Annotated in this window: 10 protein-coding genes; 2 read left to right on the forward strand and 8 right to left on the reverse strand. The window is 71.4% G+C overall.

Features of this window, described 5'->3' with window-relative positions; all coding sequences use genetic code 11:
* Positions 1-18: 18 nt before the first annotated feature.
* The 6 genes from DMC64_RS22300 to DMC64_RS22325 form a co-directional block, all read right to left on the reverse strand.
* Positions 19-11,475 carry an SDR family NAD(P)-dependent oxidoreductase gene (locus DMC64_RS22300; RefSeq protein ID WP_370324638.1) on the reverse strand — a complete coding sequence of 3,819 codons (11,457 nt, stop codon included), beginning with the start codon at positions 11,473-11,475 and terminating at the stop codon, positions 19-21.
* 309 nt (positions 11,476-11,784) lie between these two features.
* The gene (locus DMC64_RS22305) at positions 11,785-13,320 is read right to left on the reverse strand and encodes a long-chain fatty acid--CoA ligase (protein ID WP_125735134.1); all 1,536 of its coding nucleotides are present in this window, start codon (positions 13,318-13,320) and stop codon (positions 11,785-11,787) included.
* Between the two features lie 12 nt (positions 13,321-13,332).
* Complete coding sequence (gene hemA / locus DMC64_RS22310; protein ID WP_038510795.1) at positions 13,333-14,541, reverse strand: 5-aminolevulinate synthase; 1,209 nt, start codon at positions 14,539-14,541, stop codon at positions 13,333-13,335.
* Positions 14,538-16,103, reverse strand: coding sequence for an AMP-binding protein (locus DMC64_RS22315; protein ID WP_125735135.1), 1,566 nt, complete (start codon positions 16,101-16,103; stop codon positions 14,538-14,540). Before DMC64_RS22315 ends, hemA begins: the two co-directional genes overlap by 4 nt.
* A gap of 4 nt (positions 16,104-16,107) precedes the next feature.
* Positions 16,108-17,331: a glycosyltransferase gene (locus DMC64_RS22320; protein WP_125735136.1), complete on the reverse strand. Its 1,224-nt coding sequence runs from the start codon at positions 17,329-17,331 to the stop codon at positions 16,108-16,110.
* A gap of 35 nt (positions 17,332-17,366) precedes the next feature.
* Positions 17,367-18,707, reverse strand: a complete 1,341-nt coding sequence (locus DMC64_RS22325) for a UDP-glucose/GDP-mannose dehydrogenase family protein (protein ID WP_125735137.1) — start codon at positions 18,705-18,707, stop codon at positions 17,367-17,369.
* A gap of 304 nt (positions 18,708-19,011) precedes the next feature.
* Here DMC64_RS22325 and DMC64_RS22330 point away from each other — a divergent pair, with 304 nt between their 5' ends.
* On the forward strand, positions 19,012-19,500 hold the full coding sequence (locus tag DMC64_RS22330; RefSeq protein ID WP_037345115.1) for a DUF1453 family protein: 489 nt from the start codon (positions 19,012-19,014) through the stop codon (positions 19,498-19,500).
* Between the two features lie 257 nt (positions 19,501-19,757).
* Here DMC64_RS22330 and DMC64_RS22335 read toward each other — a convergent pair whose 3' ends face one another.
* A complete protein-coding gene (locus DMC64_RS22335) occupies positions 19,758-20,513 on the reverse strand; it encodes a thioesterase II family protein (RefSeq protein ID WP_125735139.1) in 756 nt (251 codons plus the stop codon).
* 200 nt (positions 20,514-20,713) lie between these two features.
* On the opposite strand from DMC64_RS22335, the gene DMC64_RS22340 reads away from it, so the two are divergent.
* Positions 20,714-21,853 carry a sensor histidine kinase gene (locus DMC64_RS22340; protein ID WP_052121008.1) on the forward strand — a complete coding sequence of 380 codons (1,140 nt, stop codon included), beginning with the start codon at positions 20,714-20,716 and terminating at the stop codon, positions 21,851-21,853.
* On the opposite strand, the gene DMC64_RS22345 is transcribed toward DMC64_RS22340, so the two are convergent.
* On the reverse strand, positions 21,850-22,518 hold the full coding sequence (locus DMC64_RS22345) for a response regulator transcription factor (RefSeq protein WP_125735140.1): 669 nt from the start codon (positions 22,516-22,518) through the stop codon (positions 21,850-21,852). The genes DMC64_RS22340 and DMC64_RS22345 overlap by 4 nt on opposite strands.
* Positions 22,519-22,546 lie beyond the last annotated feature (28 nt).

The following is a 22,546-nucleotide window of genomic DNA, read 5'->3' on the forward strand; positions in this document are numbered from 1 at the left end:
GCTCCAGGGTGTTTCACGTCAGGCGGGGTCGGAAGCGTCGAAAGCGAGTGCGATCAGACGGTCGGCGTCCATCTCGTCGATGTCCGCGCCGTCGGGCGACTCGGTGGGGCGGTAGCCGGGGTCGGCCAGCCGGGTCAGCAGGTCCAGCACGCCGGCTTCGCGGAGCCGGTCGGCGGGTACCGAGGCGAGGACCGCGCCGATGCGGGCGACCTCGTCGTCAACGACACTGTCGGCGTCTTCGGCGGGTGCCAGCCGGTCGCCGAGGGTTTCGGCGAGCGCGGTGGGCGTCGGATGGTCGAACACGACGGTGGCGGGCAGCCGGAGGCCGGTCGCCGCGTTGAGCCGGTTGCGGAGTTCGACCGCGCTGAGCGAGTCGAACCCGAGCTCCCGGAAGGCCTGCCGGACCCCGACCTGCTCCGGTGAGCCGAAGCCGAGCACCGCGGCGACGTTCGCGCGGATCAGGTCCAGCAGGGCGCGGCCTCGGGCTGCCGGGGCGAGCCGGGCCAGCCGGTCGGCGAGTCCCTCGGTCTGTGTGCCGGTGGCCGCGGCGGCCCGGCGCACCGGTGCCTTCACCAGCCCCCGCAGCAGCGGGTGCACTTCCTCGCCCCGCAGGGCGGCGAGGTCGATGTGCATCGGCAGCGGCGCCGGTTCGTACCCGGCACGGGCGGCGTCCAGCAACAGTAATCCGTCCTCAGTGGACAGAGGGCTCATCCCGGACCGCTTGAGGCGGGCGAGGTCCGCTTCACCGAGGTGACCGGTCATCCCGCTCAGCTGGGCCCAGAAACCCCACGCGAGCGAGACCGCGGGCAACCCCTGCGCCCGACGGTGCCGGGCGAGCGAGTCGAGGAAACTGTTGGCGGCGGCGTAGTTGCCCTGCCCGGCGTCGCCGAACGCGCCGGCGGCCGAGGAGAACAGGACGAACTCGGCGAGATCCGCGTCGCGGGTCAGTTCGTGCAGGTTGACCGCGGCGTCGACCTTCGGCCGCAGTACCTTCGCCAGCCGCTCGGGGGTCAGCGTGGCGACGAGGCCGTCGTCCAGGACACCGGCGGCGTGCACCACCCCGGTCAGCGGATGCTCCGGCGGGATGGTGGCGAGCAACGCGGCCAGCGCCGTCCGGTCCGCCGCGTCGCAGGCGGCGATGGTCACCGACGCCCCGGCCGCGGTCAGTTCCGCTTCGAGTTCCGCCATCCCGGCCGCGGCGCGGCCCCGGCGGCCGACCAGCAGCAGGTGCCGGATTCCGCGCGCGGTGACCAGATGCCGGGCGACCAGTGCGCCGAGTGTCCCGGTGGCGCCGGTGATCAGCACCGTCCCGTTCTCGTCCATGGTGGACGGGATGGTGAGCACGTTCTTGCCGATGTGCTTGGCCTGGCTCATGAACCGGAAGACCTCGGGCGCGCGGCGCGCGTCCCACACCGTCGGCCGGGGCACGGTGAGCGACCCGGCGCCGAACAGCTCCAGCAGCTCGGCCAGGATCTCGCCGATCCTCGGCCGTCCGGCGTCGAGCAGGTCGAACGCGCGGTAGGTGACGCCGGGATGCGCGGCCGCGACCTCGTCCGCGTCACGGATGTCGGTCTTGCCCATCTCGACGAACCGCCCGCCCTCGCCCAGCAGCCGCAGCGACGCGTCGACGAACTCCTTGGCGAGCGAGTCCAGGACGACGTCCATCCGGCCGAACCGGTCCTCGAAGTCCAGCGTGCGGGAGGAGGCGATGTGCTCGTCGTCGAACCCGAGGCTCCGCAGTACTTCCCACTTGCCGGGGCTCGCCGTGGCGAACACCTCGGCACTGAGATGACGGGCGAGCTGGACCGCGGCCATGCCGACGCCGCCGGTCGCCCCGTGGATCAGCACCTTCTCCCCCGGCCGGAGTCCGCCGAGGTCGACCAGCCCGTAGTAAGCGGTGAGGAAGACGACCGGCAGAGCCGCCGCTTCGGCGAACGTCCAGTCCACGGGCATTTCCGTGACCGTCCGCCGGTCGGCGATCGCGACCGGGCCGAACGCGCCGTCGAACAGGCCGAAGACCCGGTCGCCCGGCTTCAGGCCGGTCACGCCCGGACCGACCTCGGTGACGATGCCCGCGCCCTCGCTGCCCATCACCGCGTTGTCCTCGGGATACATGTCGAGCGTGATGAGCACGTCGCGGAAGTTGATGCCGGCGGCCCGGACCTGGATCCGGACCTCGCCGTCGGCGAGCGGCCGGGCGGCCGCGGGCGCCGGGACGAGCGCGAGTTCTTCCAGCGTGCCGCGACGGGGCGCGTCCAGTACCCAAGGCCCCTCGGGCGGGGTCAGGGTGCCGTCGGCGGAGACCTTGGCGAGCCTCGGCACGAGCAGTTCCCCGTCGCGCCACGCGAGCTGCGCCTCCCCGGTGGCCAGCGCCTCGGCGGGCAATGCCGGCGGAAGATCGGTGTCGCTGTCGAGGAGGACGATCCGGTCGGGATTCTCGGCCTGCGCGGACCGGACCAGGCCCCAGGCCGCCGCGGCCCCGAGATCGCGGACGTCCTCGTCGGCGACCGCGCCGCGGGTGTGCAGCACCAGCCGCGCGTCGGCGAACCGCTCGTCGTCCAGCCAGGTCCGGATCAGGTCGAGCACCCGGGCGGTCGTGCGATGGACGCTCTCGGTGAGGTCGCCGTCCTCGGATCCCACCGGCACCAGCACCACGTCGGGGACTTCGGTGAGGGCGGTCAAATCGCCGTCGGGCAGGACCGTGACGGTCGGCGTCCCGATGGTTTCCGGTGTGGTCACCGGCGTCCAGCCGACGCGGAACAGCGAGTCCGGACGTCGCGAGCCCGCCAGGGCGGCGGGCCGCGTGACCAGGCCTTCGACGGTCGCGACCGGCGCGCCCGCCGGGTCGGCCGCCGTCACCGCGACGGTGTCCGCGCCCACAGCGAGCCGGACCCGCAGCGCGGTGGCGCCGACGGCGTGCACGGTGACCCCGGTCCACGCGAACGGCAGTTCCGCGCCGTCGCCGGACCGGACGGTACCGAGGGCGTGGAGCGCGGCGTCGAGCAACGCCGGGTGCAGGCCGAACCGGTCCGCGCCCTCGGCGTCGGGCAGGACGACCTCGGCGAAGACGTCGGAACCCAGGGTCCAGGCCGCTCGCAGCCCCTGGAACGCCGGGCCGTAGCCGTAGCCCTGCGCCTCGGCGTCGGCGTAGAAGCCGTCGAGGTCGACGCTCGTCGCGCCGGCGGGCGGCCAGTCGGTCAGGCCCTCTCCCGGGGTTTCCTCCGAAGTCAGGAAGCCGGACGCGTGCCGCACCCAGGTGTCGTCACCGGATTCGGCCTGGGAGTGCACGGTGACCTCGCGGCGTCCGTCCACTTCGGACCCCAGGACGACCTGGACGCGGACGCCGCCCTGTTCGGGAAGCGGCAACGGGGCTTCGAGGGTGAGCTCGTCGATCCGGCCGCAGCTCGCGTGGGTCCCGGCCTGCAGCGCGAGTTCCACGAACGCGGTACCCGGCAGCAGCACGGTGCCCTGCACCGCGTGGTCGGCCAGCCACGGCTGCGCGGCCGTCGAGATCCGGCCGGTGAGCAGGAGCCCGCCGGAACCCGGCAGCGCGGTCGCGGCGGTGAGCAGCGGATGCCCGGTGGCGCCGAGACCGAATCCGGCGGCGTCGCCCGGTTCCCCGGCGTCGGTGAGCCAGAACTCCTGATGCTGGAAGGCATAGGGCGGCAGATCCACCCAGCCCGCCTCGGGAAGCAGCTCGGCCCAGTCGGGGCTCAGGCCGTGGGCGTGCGCCTCCGCCAGGGAGGTGACGAACCGGGTCGGTCCGCCCTCGTCGCGGCGCAGGCTCGCGAGCGCGACGGCGGGCACGGCGGCCTCTTCGACGAGTTCGGTCAGCCCGGCGACCAGCACCGGATGCGGGCTCGTCTCGACGAAGAACCGGAACCCGTCCGCGATCAGCCGCCGTACCGCCTGGTCGAACCGGACGGTGGCCCGGAGATTGCGGAACCAGTAGGCGGCGTCGAGGGTGGCCGTGTCGATCGGCTCACCGGTGACGGTCGAATACATCGGAAGTTCGGCTTCGCGCGGTGTGATTCCGCTCAGCGCCGTCACGACCTCGTGTTCGATCGCGTCGACGTGAGCCGAGTGCGACGCGTAGTCCACCGGGACCCGTTTCGCCCGCACGTCAAGCAGTTCACACCGCTTGAGCAGCGCCTCCAGCCCGGCGACGTCACCGGACACGACGACGGAGGCCGGGCCGTTCACCACGGCCACGGAAACGCCTTCCGGCAGCAGCTCACGGACGCGGTCCTCCGATGCCGCGACCGACACCATCCCGCCCAGACCGGACAGCGCCAGAATCGCCTTGCTGCGCAGGCAAACCACGCGAGCGGCGTCTTCCAGCGACAGCGCGCCCGCGACACACGCGGCCGCGATCTCGCCCTGCGAGTGCCCCACCACGGCAGCGGGTTCGATCCCGCACGCCCGCCAGAGCCGGGCCAGCGACACCATCACCGCGAACAGCACCGGCTGGACGACGTCCACCCGTTCCAGCGCCGCCGCGTCGGACAGGACGTGCGTCAGCTTCCAGTCCACATGGGACAGCAGAGCGGTCTCGCAGTCGGCCATCGCTTCGGCGAAGACGGCCGACGAGCCGAGCAGGTCCACCGCCATCCCGGTCCACTGCGATCCCTGACCGGGGAAGACGAAGACGGCCTTGCCGTTCTCGGCGACGCCACCGACCACGTGGGGCGCGGGAGCGGCGTCGGCCAGCGCGCGCAGCCCGGCGGTCAACCCGGCGCGGTCACCCGCCACGACCACCGCACGGTGGTCGAGCGCGGACCTGGTCACCGCGAGTGCGCGGGCCACCGCGGGCAGGGAGACGTCGTCGGTCAGGTGCCCGGCGAGCCGGTCCGCCTGCGCGGCCAAGGCGGCCGACGTCTTTCCGGACAGGACGAACGGCAGCACGTCACCACCGAGCGGCGAGGTGTCCGAAGTGGACTGTTCGACCGGCTCCGCCTGCTCCAGGACGACGTGCGCGTTGGTCCCGCTGATCCCGAACGACGAGACCGCGGCGCGCCGGGGCCCGCCGGTTTCCGGCCAAGCGACGGGCTCGGCCAGCAGGGACACGTTCCCGGCCGTCCAGTCGACCTTGGTCGACGGTGTGCCGAGGTTGAGCGTGCGGGGCAGCACGCCGTGGTGCATCGCCTGCACCATCTTGATGATCCCGCCGACACCGGCCGCGGCCTGGGTGTGGCCGAGGTTGGACTTCAGCGATCCCAGCCACAGCGGCCGGTCCCGATCCTGGCCGTAGGTCGCGATCACCGCCTGTGCCTCGATGGGATCGCCCAGCGGCGTCCCGGTGCCGTGCGCCTCGACAGCGTCCACTTCGGACGGTTCGAGGCCGGCGTCCGCCAGCGCCCGGCGGATCACCCGCTGCTGCGACGGACCGCTCGGGGCGGTGAGCCCGTTGGACGCGCCGTCCTGGTTGACCGCGCTCCCCCGCATGATCGCGAGGACGCGATGGCCGTTGCGGCGGGCGTCGGAAAGACGCTCCACCAGGAGCATCCCGACACCTTCACTCCACACCGTTCCGTCGGCGTCGTCCGAAAAGGACTTGCAGCGGCCGTCGGGCGCGAGGCCGCGCTGACGGCTGAAGTCCACGAAGACCTCGGGCGTGGCCATCACGGTCACCCCGCCCGCCAGTGCCATCGAGCATTCACCGCGCCGCAAGGCCTGCGCGGCCAGGTGCAGTGCCACCAGCGACGACGAACAGGCCGTGTCGATCGTGACCGCCGGGCCTTCCAGCCCGAAGGTGTAGGCGACCCGGCCGGAGTGGATACTGGCCGAGGTCCCGTTGCCGAGGTAGCCCTCGACGTCGTCGGGTACGCGGTTCAGCCCCGTCGCGTAGTCGTGATACATCACCCCGGCGAACACACCGGTTCCGCTGCCACGCAAGGACTTCGGGTCGATCCCGGCCCGTTCGACCGCTTCGTGGGAGATCTCCAGCAGCAGCCGCTGCTGCGGGTCCATCGCCAGCGCCTCCCGCGGCGAGATCCCGAAGAAGCCTGGATCGAACTGCCCGGCGTCGTGCAGGAAACCGCCCTCGCGCACGTAGGTGGTGCCGCGGTGGTCGGCGTCGGGGTGGTAGACGCCGTCGGTGTCCCAGCCGCGGTTCTCGGGGAACCGGGTGATGCCGTCGTTCCCGTCGGCGACCAGACGCCACAGGTCGTCGGGTGTGCTCACCCCGCCCGGATAGCGGCAGGCCATGCCGATGATCGCGATCGGCTCGTCGGCTTCGGCCGGAGCGGGCACGTCCTCCCGGACCGGACCGGATCCGGCGGCGAGGAACGTCGCGACCGCGCGCGGGTTCGGGTGATCGAACACCAGCGTCGGCGCGATCTTCAGCCCGGTGGCCGCGATCAGCCGGTTGCGCAGTTCCACGGCGGCGAGCGAGTCGAAACCGACCTCGGTGAACGCGCGGTCCGGGTCGATCGCGTGGGCGTCCGGGTGCCCCAGGACGGCCGCGACCGTCGTGCGGACGAGGTCGAGCAGGGCGGCCTCGTCCAGCCCGCCGCGCTGCGCGGCCGACGGCGCCGGACGGGCGACCCGGACGAGTCCATTGAGGACTGCCGGAAGTCCCTCGGCGGAGGCGCGGGCGCGCAACGCGGCACGGTCCATCCGCATCGGCAGCAGCACCGGCCGGTCCGCCGCCAACGCCGCGTCGAACAGGGCGATTCCGTCCACTTCGGACAGTGCGCGCTGGCCGGAGCGCTCGATCCGGCGCAGTCCCGCCTCGTCGAGCCGTTCGCCCATCCCGGCGGCCCACAGACCCCAGCCCAGTGCGACGCCAGGGCGTCCTTCCGCACGGCGGCGGAGGGCGAGCGCTTCGAGGAAGGCATTGGCCGCCGCGTAGTTGGCCTGACCCACGCCGTCGAACGTGGCCGCTGAGGAAGAGAACAGCACGAACGCCGACAGGTCGAGGTCGCGGGTGAGTTCGTCCAGGACGAGCGCGCCGGTGACCTTCGGCCGCAGGACGGCCGCCAGTCGCTCGTGGTCGAGCGTCGTGATGGTCGCGTCGTCGAGGACGCCGGCGGCGTGAACGACTGCCGACACCGAGTGCTCGTCGAGTAGTGCCGCGACGGCCTCGCGGTCGGCGATGTCGCAGGCGGCGACGGTGACGTCGGCACCCAGCGCGGTGAGGTCGTCGACGAGCGGGCCCGCGGTACCGCGACGGCTCACGAGAAGCAGGCTGCGCACCTCGTGCCGCTCGACCAGATGCCGGGCCAGCAGCCCGGCGAGACCGCCGGTCCCGCCGGTGATCAGCACCGTGCCGCCGGTGGTGAACGACGCCGGGGCCGGGCTCGGAACGCGCGTCAACCTGGGGACCAGCACCGCGCCGTCGCGGACGGCGAACTCGGGTTCCCCGGAAGCCAGTCCGGCGGCGAGGCCGTCTTCTCCCGCGACGTCGGCCAGCACGAGCCGGTCCGGGTGCTCGGCCTGCGCGGAACGCACGAGCCCCCAGACGGCCGCCGCGGCGGGATCGGGGTTTTCGGTGGCGACGGCGCCATCGGTGAGCAGCGCCAGGCGGGCCGGGGCGAACCGGTCGTCGGCGAGCCAGGCCTGGACGAGATCCAGCACGCTTTCGAGAGCGGTGCAACGGACGGCGACGACCGGCGGCACGTCGTCGACGGCGGTCAGGTCCGGGTAAAGCCGGTACTCAGCGGCGCCCGGCGTCCCGGGAAGCGGAATCCAGTCGACGCCGTAGAGCGCGCCATCTTGCGCACGGGGCGCGGTGGAAAGGGGTCGCAGTGCCAGGGATTCCACCGACGCGACGGGTTCGCCCGCGCCGTCGGCGACCTTCAGGGACACCGAGTACGTCCCGGCTTCGGCACCGGCGACGTGGTTCTCGAGCTTGACGCGCAGAACGTCGGCGCCGCGCGCGTGCAGGGTCACGCCGGACCATGCGAACGGCAGCGCCGCGGGACCACCTCCCCCGGAACCGAGTTCGAGCACGTGCAGGGCCGCGTCCAGCAGCGCCGGATGCACGCCGAACCCGCCCTGGGTCTCCGGCACGGCGGCGACCTCGGCGTAGAGGTCGTCACCGGACCGCCACGCGGCGCGCAAGCAGCGGAACGCCGGCCCGTAGTCGAGGCCGGAATCGGCGAGCCGGTCGTAAAGATCGGAAAGGTCAAGGGGCTCACCGGCGGGCGGCCACCCCCCGAAATCGGGAGCGGGTGCCGCCGCGCCGAGGGTGCCCGAAGCGCACCGCGTCCACTCGTCGTCCTCGGTGTCACGGAAGAAGATCAGAAGCCTGCCGTCCCGGACCGACACCTGAACCTGAACGCCCGCTTCGGAAAGCACCATCGGCACTTCGAGGGTCAGTTCGTCGACGCCGCCGGAGCCCGCGAGCTCCGCGGCCCGCAACGCCAGTTCGAGCAGCGCGGTACCCGGCAGCACCACGTCACCGCCGACGACGTGGTCGGCGAGCCAGGGCTGGGTGAGCGGAGACAACCTGCCGGAGAGCAGCAGGGCACCGTCTTCGGCCGTGGTGACCGACGCCCGCAGGAGCGGATGCCCGGTGTCGCCCAGACCGTAGGCGCCGGGATCCCCGGCGGTGTCCTGGTCGATCAGCCAGTACCGCTGCCGCTCGAAGGCATAAGTCGGCAAATCGGCCTTCGGGTGCTCGCCGAACACCTGGGCCCAGTCGGGTTCGGCGCCACGGACCCACAGCTCGGCCAGCGACGCGGCGAGCGCCTCCGCCTCCGGCCGCGACCCGCGCAGGCTCGGCACCAGCGCCGGTCCCTCGCCGTCGAGGACCTCGGCGGCCATCGGGGTCAGCACCGCGTCCGGGCCGAGCTCCAGGAGCACGTCGACGCCGAGTTCGTCCAGGCGCCGCACACCGTCGGCGAACCGCACCGGGCGGCGCACGTGCTCCACCCAGTACTCCGGTGCCGTCGCCTCGGTGAGCAACTCACCGGACACAGTGGACACCAGCGGGATCGACGGTTTCCGGAAGGTGAGGATCTCGGCGAACCGGCGGAATTCGTCGAGCATCCCGTCCATGTGGTGCGAGTGGAAGGCGTGACTCACCTTGAGCCGTTTGGTCTTGCGCCCGGCGAACGCGGCGGCGAGTTCCTCGACCGCGGCCTCGTCGCCGGAGACGACCACCGACCGCGGGCCGTTGACGGCCGCGATCGCGAGGCGGTCGCCCAGCAGCGGCAGGATCTCGTCCTCCGTCGCCTGCACGGCGAGCATCGCGCCACCCTCGCGCGTGTCCTGCATCAGGCGTCCCCGCGCGGCGACGAGCGCGGCGGCGTCGGACAGCGAGAGCATGCCCGAGACGTGCGCGGCGGCCAGCTCGCCGATCGAGTGCCCGGCGACGTAATCGGGGCGCAGACCCCAGTGCTCGTACAGCCGGAACAGCGCGACCTCGACGGCGAAGAGCGCGCACTGCGCGTATTCGGTGCGGTGCAGCAGCCCGGCTTCCTCACTGCCCTCGTCGGAGAACACGATCTCGGCCAGCGGCCGGTCCAGTTGCAGGTCGAGATGCCCGCAGGCGTCGTCGAAGGCGGCGGCGAACACCGGGAACCTGCGGTGCAGTTCGCGACCCATTCCCGCGCGCTGGCTGCCCTGGCCGCTGAAGACGATCGCTATCCGCGCCTTCCCGTGGACCAGGCTCGATAGTGTCTCTCCGGTGGCCAACGCGTCCAGCCCGGCCAGCAGCCCCGCGCGGTCGGCGGCGGTCACCACGGCCCGCCGCTCCAGGGCGGACCGGGTGGTGGCGAGCGCGGAGGCGACGGCCGGGAGGTCGTCGTCGGGCAGGTTTTCACGCAGCCGGGAGGCCTGACGGCGCAGGGCTTTCTCGTCGCGGCCGCTGACGGGGAACAGCCAGGTGGGCCAGGCTTCCGGCGCCGGCTCGGTCTCTTCCTCGGCGGGGGCCTGTTCGAGGACGGCGTGCGCGTTGGTCCCGCTCATGCCGAACGACGACACCGCCGCGCGGCGGGGCGCCCCGGTCTCCGGCCAGGCCGCGGTCTCGCCGAGCAGCTCGACGGCGCCGGACGACCAGGCGACCTTCGGCGTGGGCTCGTCGGCGTGCAGGGTCTTGGGCAGCACACCGTGCCGCATCGCCTGCACCATCTTGATCACTCCGGCCACCCCGGCGGCCGACTGGGTGTGCCCGATGTTCGACTTGACCGAACCGAGCAGCAGCGGGCGTTCGCGGTCGCGGCCGTAGGTGGCCAGCAATGCCTGTGCCTCGATCGGGTCGCCGAGGACGGTACCGGTGCCGTGCGCTTCGACGGCGTCCACTTCGGACGGTGCGAGCCCGGCGTTGGCCAGCGCGCGCCGGATCACCCGTTGCTGTGCGGCACCGTTGGGCGCGGTGAGGCCGTTGCTGGCGCCGTCGGAGTTGATCGCGGTGCCGCGGACGACGGCGAGCACCCGGTGCCCGTTGCGCCGGGCGTCGGAAAGCCGTTCCAGCACCAGCATCCCGACACCTTCGGACCAGCCGGTGCCGTCCGCCGCGGCGGAGAACGGCTTGCAGCGTCCGTCCGGCGCGAGCCCGCGCTGACGGCTGAAGGCGAGGAAACCGCCGGGACTCGACATCACCGCGACGCCGCCGGCCACCGCGATCGGGCACTCCCCCAGCCGCAGCGCCTGCCCTGCCAGGTGCAGGGCGACCAGCGACGATGAGCACGCGGTGTCCACCGTGACCGTCGGCCCCTCGAACCCGAAGGCGTACGAGACGCGGCCGGACGCGACACTCGCCGCGTTACCGGTCAGCAGGTAGCCTTCGAGGCCCTCTTCCGCGCCACCGAGACGCGGTCCGTATTCCTGGGTCTCCGCGCCGACGAACACGCCGGTCGCGCTCCCCCGCAAGGTGGCGGGATCGATGCCCGCCCGCTCGAAGGCCTCCCACGACGTCTCCAGTAGGAGCCGTTGCTGCGGATCCATCGCCAGCGCCTCACGGGGCGAGATCCCGAAGAACCCCGCGTCGAACTCTCCTGCGCCGTCGAGGAAACCGCCTCGCCGGGTGTAGGTCTTGCCGGGCACCCCGGGGTCGGGGTCGTACAGCGACTCCACGTCCCAGCCGCGGTCGGCCGGGAAGTCCGACGTCGCGTCCCCACCCTCGGTGACCAGCCGCCAGAGGTCTTCCGGCGAACCGATCCCGCCGGGGTAACGGCAGGCCATGCCGACGATCGCGATCGGTTCGTCGTCGGCGATGGCCTGGTAGTCCTCGACCTCGGCCACGGCCTCCCCGGCGAGCAGATCACGCAGGTGACCGGCGAGCGCCGACGGCGTCGGATGGTCGAAGACGAGGGTCACCGGCAGTTCCAGCGCGGTGGCCGCCGAGATCCGCCGGTGCAGTTCCACGGCCGCGAGGGAATCGAACCCGAGTTCGGCGAAGGGCGTGCCGGGAGCCGCGGTCCCCGCGCCCGGTTTCGCCTCCAGCACCGCTTCGGTCTCGGCGACGACCAGCGCGGCGAGCGCCCGCCGTCGCTCCCCGTCCGGGGTTTCGTCGAAAGCGGCCAGCACCGTGGCCCAGTCCGGCCGAACACGTCGAGTTCGCAGAATCAGTTCGTCTCGCATGGTCCGCATTTCGGGTTCGAGGATGGGATTCCGAAGCTAGTGCGGGAACGGACCCCTTTCGCACCCCTACGTGCCCCTGTTCACCGTCGTGCGCGGGGGTGCGGGCAGGGGTCGGCGGGCGGTGTGTTGCGAAAGCCACGTTCGCAACGTTGAAGGTTGCGAAAGTGGCTTTCGCAACACCCGGCCCCGTATCCGACTGGGCTGAAGGCTCCCTTCACCGCATCACACGCGGCGAAGGGAGCCTTCAGCCCATCGTCAGTGACCGAGCCGGTCCGCCAGCTCCCGCTTGAGGATCTTGCCGCTGGGCCCGAGCGGCATCGCGTCCAGGAACTCCACCCGCCGCGGATACTTGTAGGCCGCGACGCGCTTCTTGCTCCACGCCACGAGTTCCGCCGCCAGCTCCGGCCCGGGTTCCCGATCGGAAGCGGCCACGACGACGGCGCAGATCTCCTCGCCGTACCGGTCGTCCGGCACGCCGACGACCGCGACCTGGGCGATCGCGGGATGCCTGGCGAGCACTTCTTCGATCTCACGCGGATACACGTTGTAGCCGCCGCGAAGGATCATGTCCTTCTTACGATCCACAATGGACAGATAACCGTCGTCGTCGAGGAAGCCGAGGTCGCCGCTGCGGAACCAGCCGTCCACGATCGCGGCGGCCGTCGCCTCGGGGCGGTTCAGGTAGCCCGCCATCACGTTGTGCCCCCGGACGACGACCTCGCCGACCTCACCCGGCGGCACGAGTTCGATCCGGTCTTCGGTCTCGGCACGCGCGATGGCGACGTCCACGCCCCAGATCGGTTTGCCGACGGTGCCCGCGCGGGTCGGCCACGCGCGCTGGTTGTAGGCCACCACGGGCGAGGTCTCGGTGAGGCCGTACCCCTCGTAGATCGGGCAGTCGAACACGGCCTCGAACCGCTCCAAGAGCGCCACGGGCAACGACGAACCACCGGAGAAGGCCCGGTCGAGTTTGGGCCGCCGCGGTTCGTCCTCGGCGGCCTCCAGCAACGCGACGTACATCGTCGGCACGCCCATGAACAGCGAGCAGTTCTGTTCCACCATCAGGTCCAGCGCGGCACGCGCGTCGAACCGCGACATCAGCACCATCGTCGCGCCGGCGCGGAAACAGGTCGCCATCCCGCAGATCTGGCCGAAGGTGTGGAACAGCGGCAGGCAGCCGAGCAGCACGTCGTCGGCGTGGAAGTCGAACGGCGACAGCATCGTGGTGGCCACGTTCAGCACGATGCTCAGATGGGTCAGCATCGCGCCCTTGGGTTTGCCGGTCGTCCCCGAGGTGTAGAGGATCAGCGCGAGGTCCGAGGGTTCGAGCGGTTCGTACCGCTCGATCTCGGTGGCCGCGCCGGCGAGGACGTCGAGGCGGACGCGGCCGGTGTCGAAGTCCTCCAGCATCGTCAGGACTTCGACACCGGCCGCGTCGGCGGCCTCGCCGCCCTGCTCCAGCAGGGCGGCTCCGCAGATCAGCGCCCTGGCGTCGCAGTCGCCGAGGATGTAGTGGATCTCCTCCGCGACGAGCAACGTGTGCACCGGCACGACGACCGCGCCGAGCGCCAGCGCACCGAAGTAGACCATCGGGAACTCCGGCGTGTTCGGCAGGAGCAGCACGACCCGGTCGCCGGCGGCGACCCCCTGGTCCCGGAGCGCGGAGGCGTACCTCTTCGCCCCGGCCCAGAGTTCCCGGTAGGAGAACGGTTCCCCGTCGAACACGAGCGCGGGGTGATCCGGCCGCCTGCCCGCCGAATCGGCGAGGACGGCCGCGAGGGACAAGGACACCGGACTCCCCTCTCAGCCGCGGGGCAGGCCGAGATCCAGCCAGATCTGGTCCAGCGCCTCGACCATCTTCTGCACGTCGCTGCCGGTGTGCACCGCCGACGGGGCCGTGCGCAGGATCTCCTGTCCGAACGGGACACTCGGCGCGTTGATCGACTGGATGTAGATCCCGTGCCGCTGCAACAGGAGTTCGTGCACCTTCTTGCACAGCGCGTCGTCGCCGACCAGGATCGACACGATGTGCGACTCGTCCGAAAGGAACGGGATCCCGCGTTCGGCGAGCAGTTTGTGCAGCAGCTGCGCGTTGTCGGCGAGGATCTCGCGCTCCCGCTCCGACGAACGCAGGTGCCGGACGGCGGCGAGCGCGCCGGCGGCCACGGCGGGCGGCAGCGCGGTGGTGAAGATGAACGAACGCGAGTGCGTGCGCACGGCGTCGATCAGCGCGGCCGGCCCGGCGATGTACCCGCCGGTGGTGCCGAAGCCCTTCGCCAGCGTGCCCATCACGACGGTGAACTCGTCGGCGATCCCCTCGCGCGCGGCGATCCCGGCGCCTTCGGGACCGTACATCCCGACGGCGTGCACTTCGTCCACATAGGTCATGGCGTCGTACTGCTTCGCCAGCGCGGCGAATTCCGCCAGCGGGGCGACGTCGCCGTTCATCGAGTAGACCGATTCGAACACGATCATCTTCGGCCGGTCGGCCGGAGCGGCGGCGAGCAGCTCGGCCAGATGCGCGACGTCGTTGTGGCGGAAGATCTTCTTCTCCGCGCCGCTGTGCCGCAGCCCGTCGATGATGGAGGCGTGGTTCTTCTCGTCGGAGAAAACGATGCAGTCCTCGGGGCGGCCCGCCAGCACGGTCAGCGAACCGTCGTTGGCGGTGTAACCGGAGGTGAACAGCAGCGCGTCCTCTTTGCCGTGCAGTTCGGCCAGTTCGCGTTCCAGCGCCACGTGGTAGTGGTTGGTACCCGCGATGTTACGCGAACCGCCCGCCCCGGCGCCGAATCGCTCGACGGCCTCCTTCATCGCGGAGAGCACGTCCGGGTGCTGGCCCATGCCAAGATAGTCGTTGCTGCACCAGACGTTGATCTCGGCGACCGCTTCGGCCTCCTCGTACCGGCTGGCCGCCGGGAACCGGCCCGCCTGCCGCCCGATCTCCAGGAAGTCGCGTTTCTGCAGCACTTCGCCCTGCAGGGTGCGCTGGAAGGACTCCAGATAGGTGGTCATGACGTCAACTCGCTCTCTGGCTTGGCGTGGCTGGACTTGGTGGCGGGTTTCGCCTCCTCGCGGAGGCGGAGCTTGTCCGGCTTCCCCGCGTCGGTCAGCGGAAGCTCGGCGCGGAGCCGGATCTCCGCCGGCACGTGGCTCGGTGACAGCGCCCGCGCGACATGCGCGGCCAGGTCGGCGGGATCCACGTCCCTGCCCCGTCGCGGCACCGCGATCGCGTGCATGTACTCGACGTTGTCCTCGTCGGCGACCCCGAACACCGCGGCCTGCGCGACGTCCGGATGGGCCAGCAGCGCGTTCTCGACCTCGGCCGGGTACACCTTGATGCCGTTGGTCTTGATCATGTCGGCGAGCCGGTCGACCAGGTACAGGTAGCCGTTCTCGTCGAGGTAGCCGACGTCGCCGGTGTGCAGCCAGCCGTCGATGAGGACGCGCGAGGTCAGGTCGGGCCGCTTCCAGTAGCCGTCCATCATCATCGGCGACCGGACGCAGATCTCCCCGGTCTTCCCGGCGGGCAGCTCGTGCCGCACATGCGGGTCGCGGATGCCGACCTGGACGAACGGGACCGCCTTGCCGACCGTGGTGAGCAGTTCCGGTTTCAGGTGCTCTTCCGGCGAAAGCGCGGCGATCACCCAGCTTTCGGTGGTGCCGTAGATCTGGATCAGCTTCGCGCCGAACACCTCCGCGGCCCGGGAGAGCCGCACCGGGGAGGCCGGGCTCCCGCCGTAGTACAGCTCGCGCAGGCTGGAATGGTCGGTGGTGCCCAGCGCCGGATGGTCGAGCAGGTCGTAGAGCTGCGGGGTGGCCAGGTAGACCCGGTTGACCCGGTGGCGTTCCACGGCTTCGAGCACGGCACCGGCGTCGAATCCTTCGTGCAGGACGATCATCCCGCCGGAGGCGACCGCGTCGTCCACTGTGGACGAGACGGAATGACTGAGCGGCGTGGTGACCAGCATCGTGCAGCGTTCGGTCATGTGCCGGGCCTTGGTGACCACCGCGCCCAGTCCGCCGAACCCGCGGCCGATGCCCTTGGGCCTGCCGGTGGTCCCGCTGGTATAGGTCAGCACCGCGGTGCCCTCGGCTCGCGGCTCGACCTCGCTCGCGGTCCCGGTGATGTCGGCGACGTCGTCACCGAAGTCCCCGAAAGCCGCCAGCGCCGCCGGTTCCGCCATGGCGTCGCGGATCTTCCTGGCCCGGTCGAGGTTCGCCGCGTCGGTGAGCAGGACCGTGGTGCCGGTGTCGTCGACGATCTCGACCTGGGTGGCGACCGGGAGTTCGTCCAGCGGATCGGCGGCGTTGATCCCGCGCAGGTGCACCACGGTCGCGCCGATCAGGTTGGCGGCGTACCGGCCGATGAGCGTCGCCGGGCTGTTCCCCACGGTCAGCAGGGCCACCACCCCGCCCTCGCCGGTCCCGCGGTCGCGCAGTGCGGCGGCGGCGCCGGTGATGGCCGCCGCGAGTTCCGCCGAAGTCAGCGCTTCGTCGCCGTGGCGCAACGCGATCTCGTCCGGCCGCGTGGAAAGCACGTCCAGCAGCTGGCTGACGTAGTGGTCGATCTGCACCGCGCTACTCCGTTCCCGCGGCCCGGCCGGCGAGCTGTTCGAGGTGGGCCACGGCGGACTCCACGCCCGGCATGGTCAGGCTCCGCCGCTGGACCCGCGCGACGGTGGCCGCGATCCGGGTGTCGGCCAGCACCGCGCGGCAGGTCTCGGCGACCGCTTCCGGTGTGGTGGCGGGGATCTGCTTGCCGAACCCGAGCTCCTCGATACGGCGCGCGTTGTGCGGCTGGTCGCCGAACTGCGGCAGCGTGGCCATCGGCACTCCGGCGCGCAACGCCTCACGGATGCTGTTGTACCCGGCGTGGGTCAGGAACAGCTGCGCGCATTCGAGCAGCAGCGGCTGTGGCATCCGTTCGACGACGAGCACGTTGTCACCGACCTCGACGTCGCCGATCGGGAACCCGGCCGTCGCCACCACCGCCGAACAGTCCACACTGGACAGTCCTTCGATCAGGGCGCGCACCGTGACGTCGGGGTCTTCCATCTCCTCCGGCGGGTCGATGCCGAACGCCTTGAACGCGCCGAGCATGGGCAGCGCGGTGCCGACCGAGGCGAGCACCAGCGGCCGGTCCGCGGGCAGCGCGGCGATCTCCGGCGGCAGGACCTCGCCGGTGGCCACCTCCGACGGCTGCCGGTAGGTGAACGGCGTCGGCAGATCGAAGGCGGCGAACGAGGTGTCGGCGGGCAGGCAGTCGAAACGGCCGTAGCGGTGCACCATCGCGGCGTCGGGTTCGGCGGCGAGCCCCAGCTCCTGGCGGCGCTCGTTCAGCGGCTCCACCAGACCAGCCGGGTCGATCAGGTTGCCCGCACCCGACGGCGCGCTGATGTACGGGACGCCGAGCTGCTCGGCGACCAGCGCGCCGGACAGCTCCGCGCCGTCACGCACCACGATGTCGGGCTGGAACTCCTTGGCCAGCGGGTAGAGCTTCTGGTAGGCGGTGGTGACGTGCGGGCCGCTCGCGGTCGCGATCAGCTGATCGCGCGTGTCGAGCACCCGGCGCGGGGTCCCGGCCGCTTCGGCCTCCTGACGTTCCTGCACCATCCGGCCGATGGCCTCGACCATGCCCGGAAGCACCGGTTCGATCCGCATGAGCCCGGGTTCGAAGACGTCGGCCAGTTCCGGCGGGGTCACGACGAGGACGTCGTGGCCCGCCTTCGCCGCCGCCCTGGCCAAGGGCAGCACCGCCCGTGCGTGGCCCTGCGAGCCGGTCACGGTGCACAAAACCCGCATGGGGTCCACCTTTCGTTTCTGTCCTTTGAGGACGGTCAGGGAACGGGATCGAGGGACGGCGTGCGCACCGGGTCGACCGGGGGCCTGCCGAAGCCGCGCCAGGCGATGCCGGACCGGCTGAGCGCGTCGGGGTCGAGGTGGTTGCGGGTGTCGATGACGACCGGTCCTTCGAGCAGGCCGGCGATCCGCGGCCAGTCCAGGGCACGGAACTGCGGCCAATCGGTCAGCAGGACCAGCGCGTGCGCGTCCTTCGCGATGTAGTAGGGGTCGTCGACGACCCGGACGCCGGGGATCGGCGGTTCGGCGCCGGTGAGGCCGGGGTCGTATCCGGTCAGCTCCGCGCCGCGCTCGGCCAGGATCCGGGCGACGCTCAGTGCCGGGGAGTCCCGGAGATCGTTGGTGCCCGCCTTGAAGGTCAGGCCGAGCAGGCCGATCCGCAGGCCGGTGAGATCCGCGTCCGCGGCCAGTCCGCAGGCCACGGCGATCCGTTCGACCACCCGGGACGCCTGCTTCGCGTTCCCGGAGATGACCTCGTCGAGCAGGCCGAACTCGAAACCCGCGACCTCGGCGACCTGCTTGAGCGCCATGGTGTCCTTGGGCAGGCAGGAACCACCCCAGCCCGGGCCCGGCGAGAGGAACGTCGGGCCGATCCGGCGGTCGTAACCCATGCCTTCGGTGACGTCGCCGATGTCGGCGTCGAGCCGCTCGCACAGTTCGGCGATGGCGTTCACATAGGACAGTTTCGTGGCGAGGAAACAGTTGGCGGCGTACTTGACCATCTCCGCGCTCGCCGCGTCGGTCAGCACCGTCGGGGCGCCGAGCCGGGCGTAGAGCGCCGCGACGCGTTCCGCCGGGCCGCGGGTGTCGGAACCGACGACGATCCGGTCCGGGTTGAGGAAGTCGTGGACGGCGGTGCCCTCGCGGAGGAACTCCGGATTGCTCACCACCGCGACGTCGTCCCGGCCGAGCAGCGCGGCGACCCTGGCCGCGGTCCCGACCGGCACGGTCGACTTGTTCACCAGCACACAACCCGGCGAAAGCACGTCGCGGACCTTGGTCGCGACGTCGATGACGGCCGACAGATCGGCCATCCCGCCCTCGCCCATCGGGGTGGGTACACAAAGGAACACGGCTTCCGCGGTCTCGACGGCCTCCGCGGCCGATTCGACGAAACCGAGCCGTCCGGCGGCGATTCCCTCGGCGACCAGACCGGGCAGGCCCTTTTCCAGGATGTCGACCTCACCGCGCTGGAGCCGGGCCAATTTGCCGCGATCGGAATCGGTGCACCGGACCCGGTGTCCGAGCGAGGCGAGACACGCCGCGGTGGTCAGCCCGACGTATCCGGCGCCGACGACGGCCACTTGGTAGGAATGCAACGTGAGACACCTTTCAGTCGGCGAAATCCGGCTCCGAATTCCGGGAAAGGGGATTCGGAAGCGAGAGCCGATCGGGCCGGGAATCGGCGGTCCGGCCGATGAACCCGACAGTAGGATCGGCCTCGAAGCGCCAACAACCCCTAGCGACCGGTGCCCACCCCTAATCGCCGGATCCCCGGTTCGGGTGGATCGGGGAATTCCACCCGAACGTCAACCCGTGGTTGGTCGCCGCGCCGGGTGCCTGCTCCTACGCTCGTGATCGATACCGAACGAACAGGTCGCCCACAGCCGAGGAGAGTGCGCAGTGGACACCAGCACGCTGATCAACATCGCGGTCGCCATCGCCGTCGTCGTCTACGTGATCTACCAGCGCATGAGCTGGAAGCCGCTGGAGAACGTGGAAATCTGGGGCGGGCCGCTCACCCTGGTCGCCATCGGGGTCATCCAGATGCGGCATCTCGACACCACCATCAGCGTGACCGACATCGTCTTCCTCGGGGTGGGCCTGCTGGTCTCGCTCCTCGGCGGCGCCGCGATGGGCGCGATGACGCAGCTGCAGCGGCGCGGCGACAAGGTCTACCAGCGGATCGGCGCGCTCGGACTCGCCGTCTGGGTGGGCCTGCTGCTCGTCCGCGGCGTGCTCGGCGTGATCGGGCATTTCGCCGGCGCGACGCTGACCTCCGGCGGCGGCACCATCCTGCTCTCGCTGGGCGCGAACCTGATGGCGATGACGCTCGTGCTGTCCGCCCGTCTCGGCGGCGCCAAGATCCCGGGCGGCAGCCCGCAGCGCTGACCCCGGACGTCACGCTTGGTACAGCGGGTCGTGAGCGGCGGCTTAGAACCGAAGTTCCGTGAAGGCCTCCTTGAGGGACTCTGGGTCCCTCAAGGAGGCCTTCACGGATTGGGCACCCAGGGCGCGGCGTGCGCGGAGGCGTGACTCGCGTGATCAGGGACGTGACTCGCGTGATTGGAGGCCGCACTCGGGTGTTCCGCCTGTGATCACGCGAGTGCGGCCGATCGGTACAGCGGGTGCCGGACGACGATGCCGCTTCACCGCCGCAGGACCGCGGCGGTCACCACCTCGGCGAACTCCTCGGGCCGAGCCTCCGGGAAACCGTGCCCGCCAGGGAAGACCTGGAGATCGAACGGGCCGGTGGTGTACTCGTGCCACGCGCGCGCCTCGTCGAGGGACACCGTCGGATCGCTGTCGCCGACGAGCACCGTGACCGGACAGCGCAGCGCGGGCGCGGGCTCCGGCCGGTAAGCGGCCAGCGCCCGGAAATCGGCCCGGATGGCCGGGAAAGTGGCCTTGAGCAGCTCCGCGTCCCGCGCACCAGGCGAGCCGGCGTCGCGAAGCGAGTACAGCTCGGCCACGAGGTCCTGATCCGGCAGCAGGTGGAGCCCGAGCGAGCCGGACCGGGACGGGGCCGGGCAGCCGGACACGATCAGCGCGACCGGGCTCCCGGTCAGCACCTGCTCCAGCCGCCTGGCCACCTCGAAACCGACGACCGCGCCCATTCCGTGGCCGTACACCGCGAACGGCGCGCCTTCCCAGAGCGCGAGCGCCCCGGTGACCCGGTCGGCCAATTCTCCGATGTCTTCGGCGCACGGTTCCGCGACCCGATCCTGGCGTCCCGGATATTGCACCGCGTGCACCTCGATCCGCGGCGCGAGCGCGGCGGAAAGCGGGAAGAACGCATTCGCGGCCGCACCGGCGTCGGGCAGGCAGATCAGACGCGGTACCGACGGTCCTCCGGGCCGGAAAACACGGACCCAGTCCCCGGCATCGCCGCTTGGAGCGGTCATCGCAGGATTCCTCCGAAAGGGATGGGAATTGTTCGGCGGAGGGTCGGAGAGACCGCTTTCTTTCGCCTCGGCGAACACTAGCCGGACGCTTCCTGCGGAAACAACCGCGAGAGAGCGACCTCCTACCAACGGTGACGGTATTTCCACCCTCGGAATGATCGCCCGCGAGCGGAAAGTCGTGGTGGCCCTACGATCGTCGTATGACCGAAGCAGTGTCCGAAGAGGTCGAGGAACGTCGCTGGCGATGGGCCGCGCCCGCGGCCGGGACGGCGCTGCTGGCCGTCACCCAGATGACCGCGACCGTCCCGGCGGGCGCCGGCTGGCTGTGGGTGCTCTACGCCGTGTCGTCGGCGAGCTGGCTGCTGTGGATCGGGATCAGCGAGCGCTTCCCCCGCGCCGCCCTGCTCCCGCTGGCCGCGGCGAGCGCGGTCCCGGCCTTCGGCACCGGCGCCGCCACCGACGGCACCGCCGTGATCATGACCTGCATCACCCTCGCCGCGTTCGCCTCACGGCTGGAGCCGGACACCGTCGCGATCATCGCGCTGATGGTCTTCGACGCCGCCGCCATCGTGGCCTCCAGCCTGCTCGGCCACCGCCCTTCGGAGGCATGGCTGGGCGCGCTGGGCGCGGTCGTCATCGTGGTACTCATCGGATTCACCCGCCGCGGGCATCTGACCAGGGTCGCGCAGGCGGAACGGTTGCTGCACCAGGAACGGCTGGCGCACACCCGGGGCGTCCGAGCCGCGACGCTCGACGAGCGCACCCGTATCGCCCGCGAGATCCACGACGTCGTCGCCCATTCCCTCGGCGCGCTGCGGGTCCAGCTGGAGGTGATGCACACGCTGCTGGTGGAGGAGGACGACACCGAAGGCGCCCTGCGTTCGCTCGCGCTTTCGCGAAGTCTCGCCGACCAAGGGCTCAGCGACGTCCGGGACGCCGTGGCGGCGCTGCGCGAGGACGTCCGCGCCCTGCCGGACGCGCTGAACGAACTGGTGCGGACCTTCGGCCGGGAACACGACACCCCGGCGGAGTTCACCATGCTGGGCGAGCACCGCGATCTGCCGTCGGCGCAGACGATCGCGCTGCTGCGGATCTGCCGGGAGGCACTGACGAACGCGGCCAAGCACGCCGCGGGCGAGGCGGTGAGCGTCGAACTGGAGTACCCGCCGGACGAGGTCCGGCTGCACGTCCGCAACCCCCTCGCCGCCGCACCGGACCCCGGGCACACGCCGGGCTACGGCCTGACCGGGATGCGCGAACGGATCGAACTCGTCGACGGCACCCTGGTCACCGGTCCGGACGGCCGGTTCTGGGACGTCACCGCGCGGGTGCCGGGCTAGTCCCGCACGTAACCGGCTTGGTAGGCATAACGGACCGCCTGAGCACGATCCCGGCTCCCCGTCTTGGCGAAGATCCGGTTGATATGGCTCTTGACCGTCGTCTCGCTGACGAACAGTTCCGCGGCGATCTCCTTGTTGCTGCGCCCCGCCGCGATCAGCGTCAGCACATGGGCTTCCCGCTTGGTCAGCTTCGCGTCGTCCTCGGGCGGCGGCGCCGAAGCGGGCGCGGGCGACAGGGCGGCGCCGAGCACTCGCCGCTGCACCCGCGGGTCGAGCAGGGCCTGCCCCGCCGCGGCCGCGTGCACCGCGCGCCCGATTTCGTGCTTGTTCGCCGATTTCGTCAGGTATCCCAGCGCTCCGGCTTCCAAGGCGCGCAGCACCCAGTCGTCGTCGGCGTAGGTGGTGAGCACGACGACCTCGATCTCCGGATGCTGTTCCTTGATCCGCCGGGTCGCCTCGACGCCGTCGCACCGGGGCATGGAGAGGTCCATCAGCACGACGTCCGGGCGCAGTTCCCCGGCCAGCCGCACGGCGACCTCGCCGTCGGGTGCCTGGCCGACCACGGTGATCCCCGCCACCGTCCCCACCAGCAGGGCCAGCCCTTCGCGTACCGCCGCCTGGTCTTCGGCGATCACGATCCGGACCGGGGGCACTTCTTCGACCATGTCCGCATCATCTCCTGCCCTCACCGGT

The sequence above is a fragment of the Amycolatopsis sp. WAC 04197 genome, assembly GCF_003947475.1.
Taxonomy (GTDB): Bacteria; Actinomycetota; Actinomycetes; order Mycobacteriales; family Pseudonocardiaceae; genus Amycolatopsis; species Amycolatopsis japonica.

Excerpts from the sequence above, each read along its gene's own strand:
- hemA (WP_038510795.1), bottom strand. The coding sequence starts at position 14,541 with ATGACCACCTATCTGGAGTCCTTCCAGCGCACCCTGCAGGGCGAAGTG.
- DMC64_RS22320 (WP_125735136.1), bottom strand. The coding sequence starts at position 17,331 with ATGCGGGTTTTGTGCACCGTGACCGGCTCGCAGGGCCACGCACGGGCG.
- DMC64_RS22335 (WP_125735139.1), bottom strand. The coding sequence starts at position 20,513 with ATGACCGCTCCAAGCGGCGATGCCGGGGACTGGGTCCGTGTTTTCCGG.
- DMC64_RS22340 (WP_052121008.1), top strand. The coding sequence starts at position 20,714 with ATGACCGAAGCAGTGTCCGAAGAGGTCGAGGAACGTCGCTGGCGATGG.
- DMC64_RS22345 (WP_125735140.1), bottom strand. The coding sequence starts at position 22,518 with ATGGTCGAAGAAGTGCCCCCGGTCCGGATCGTGATCGCCGAAGACCAG.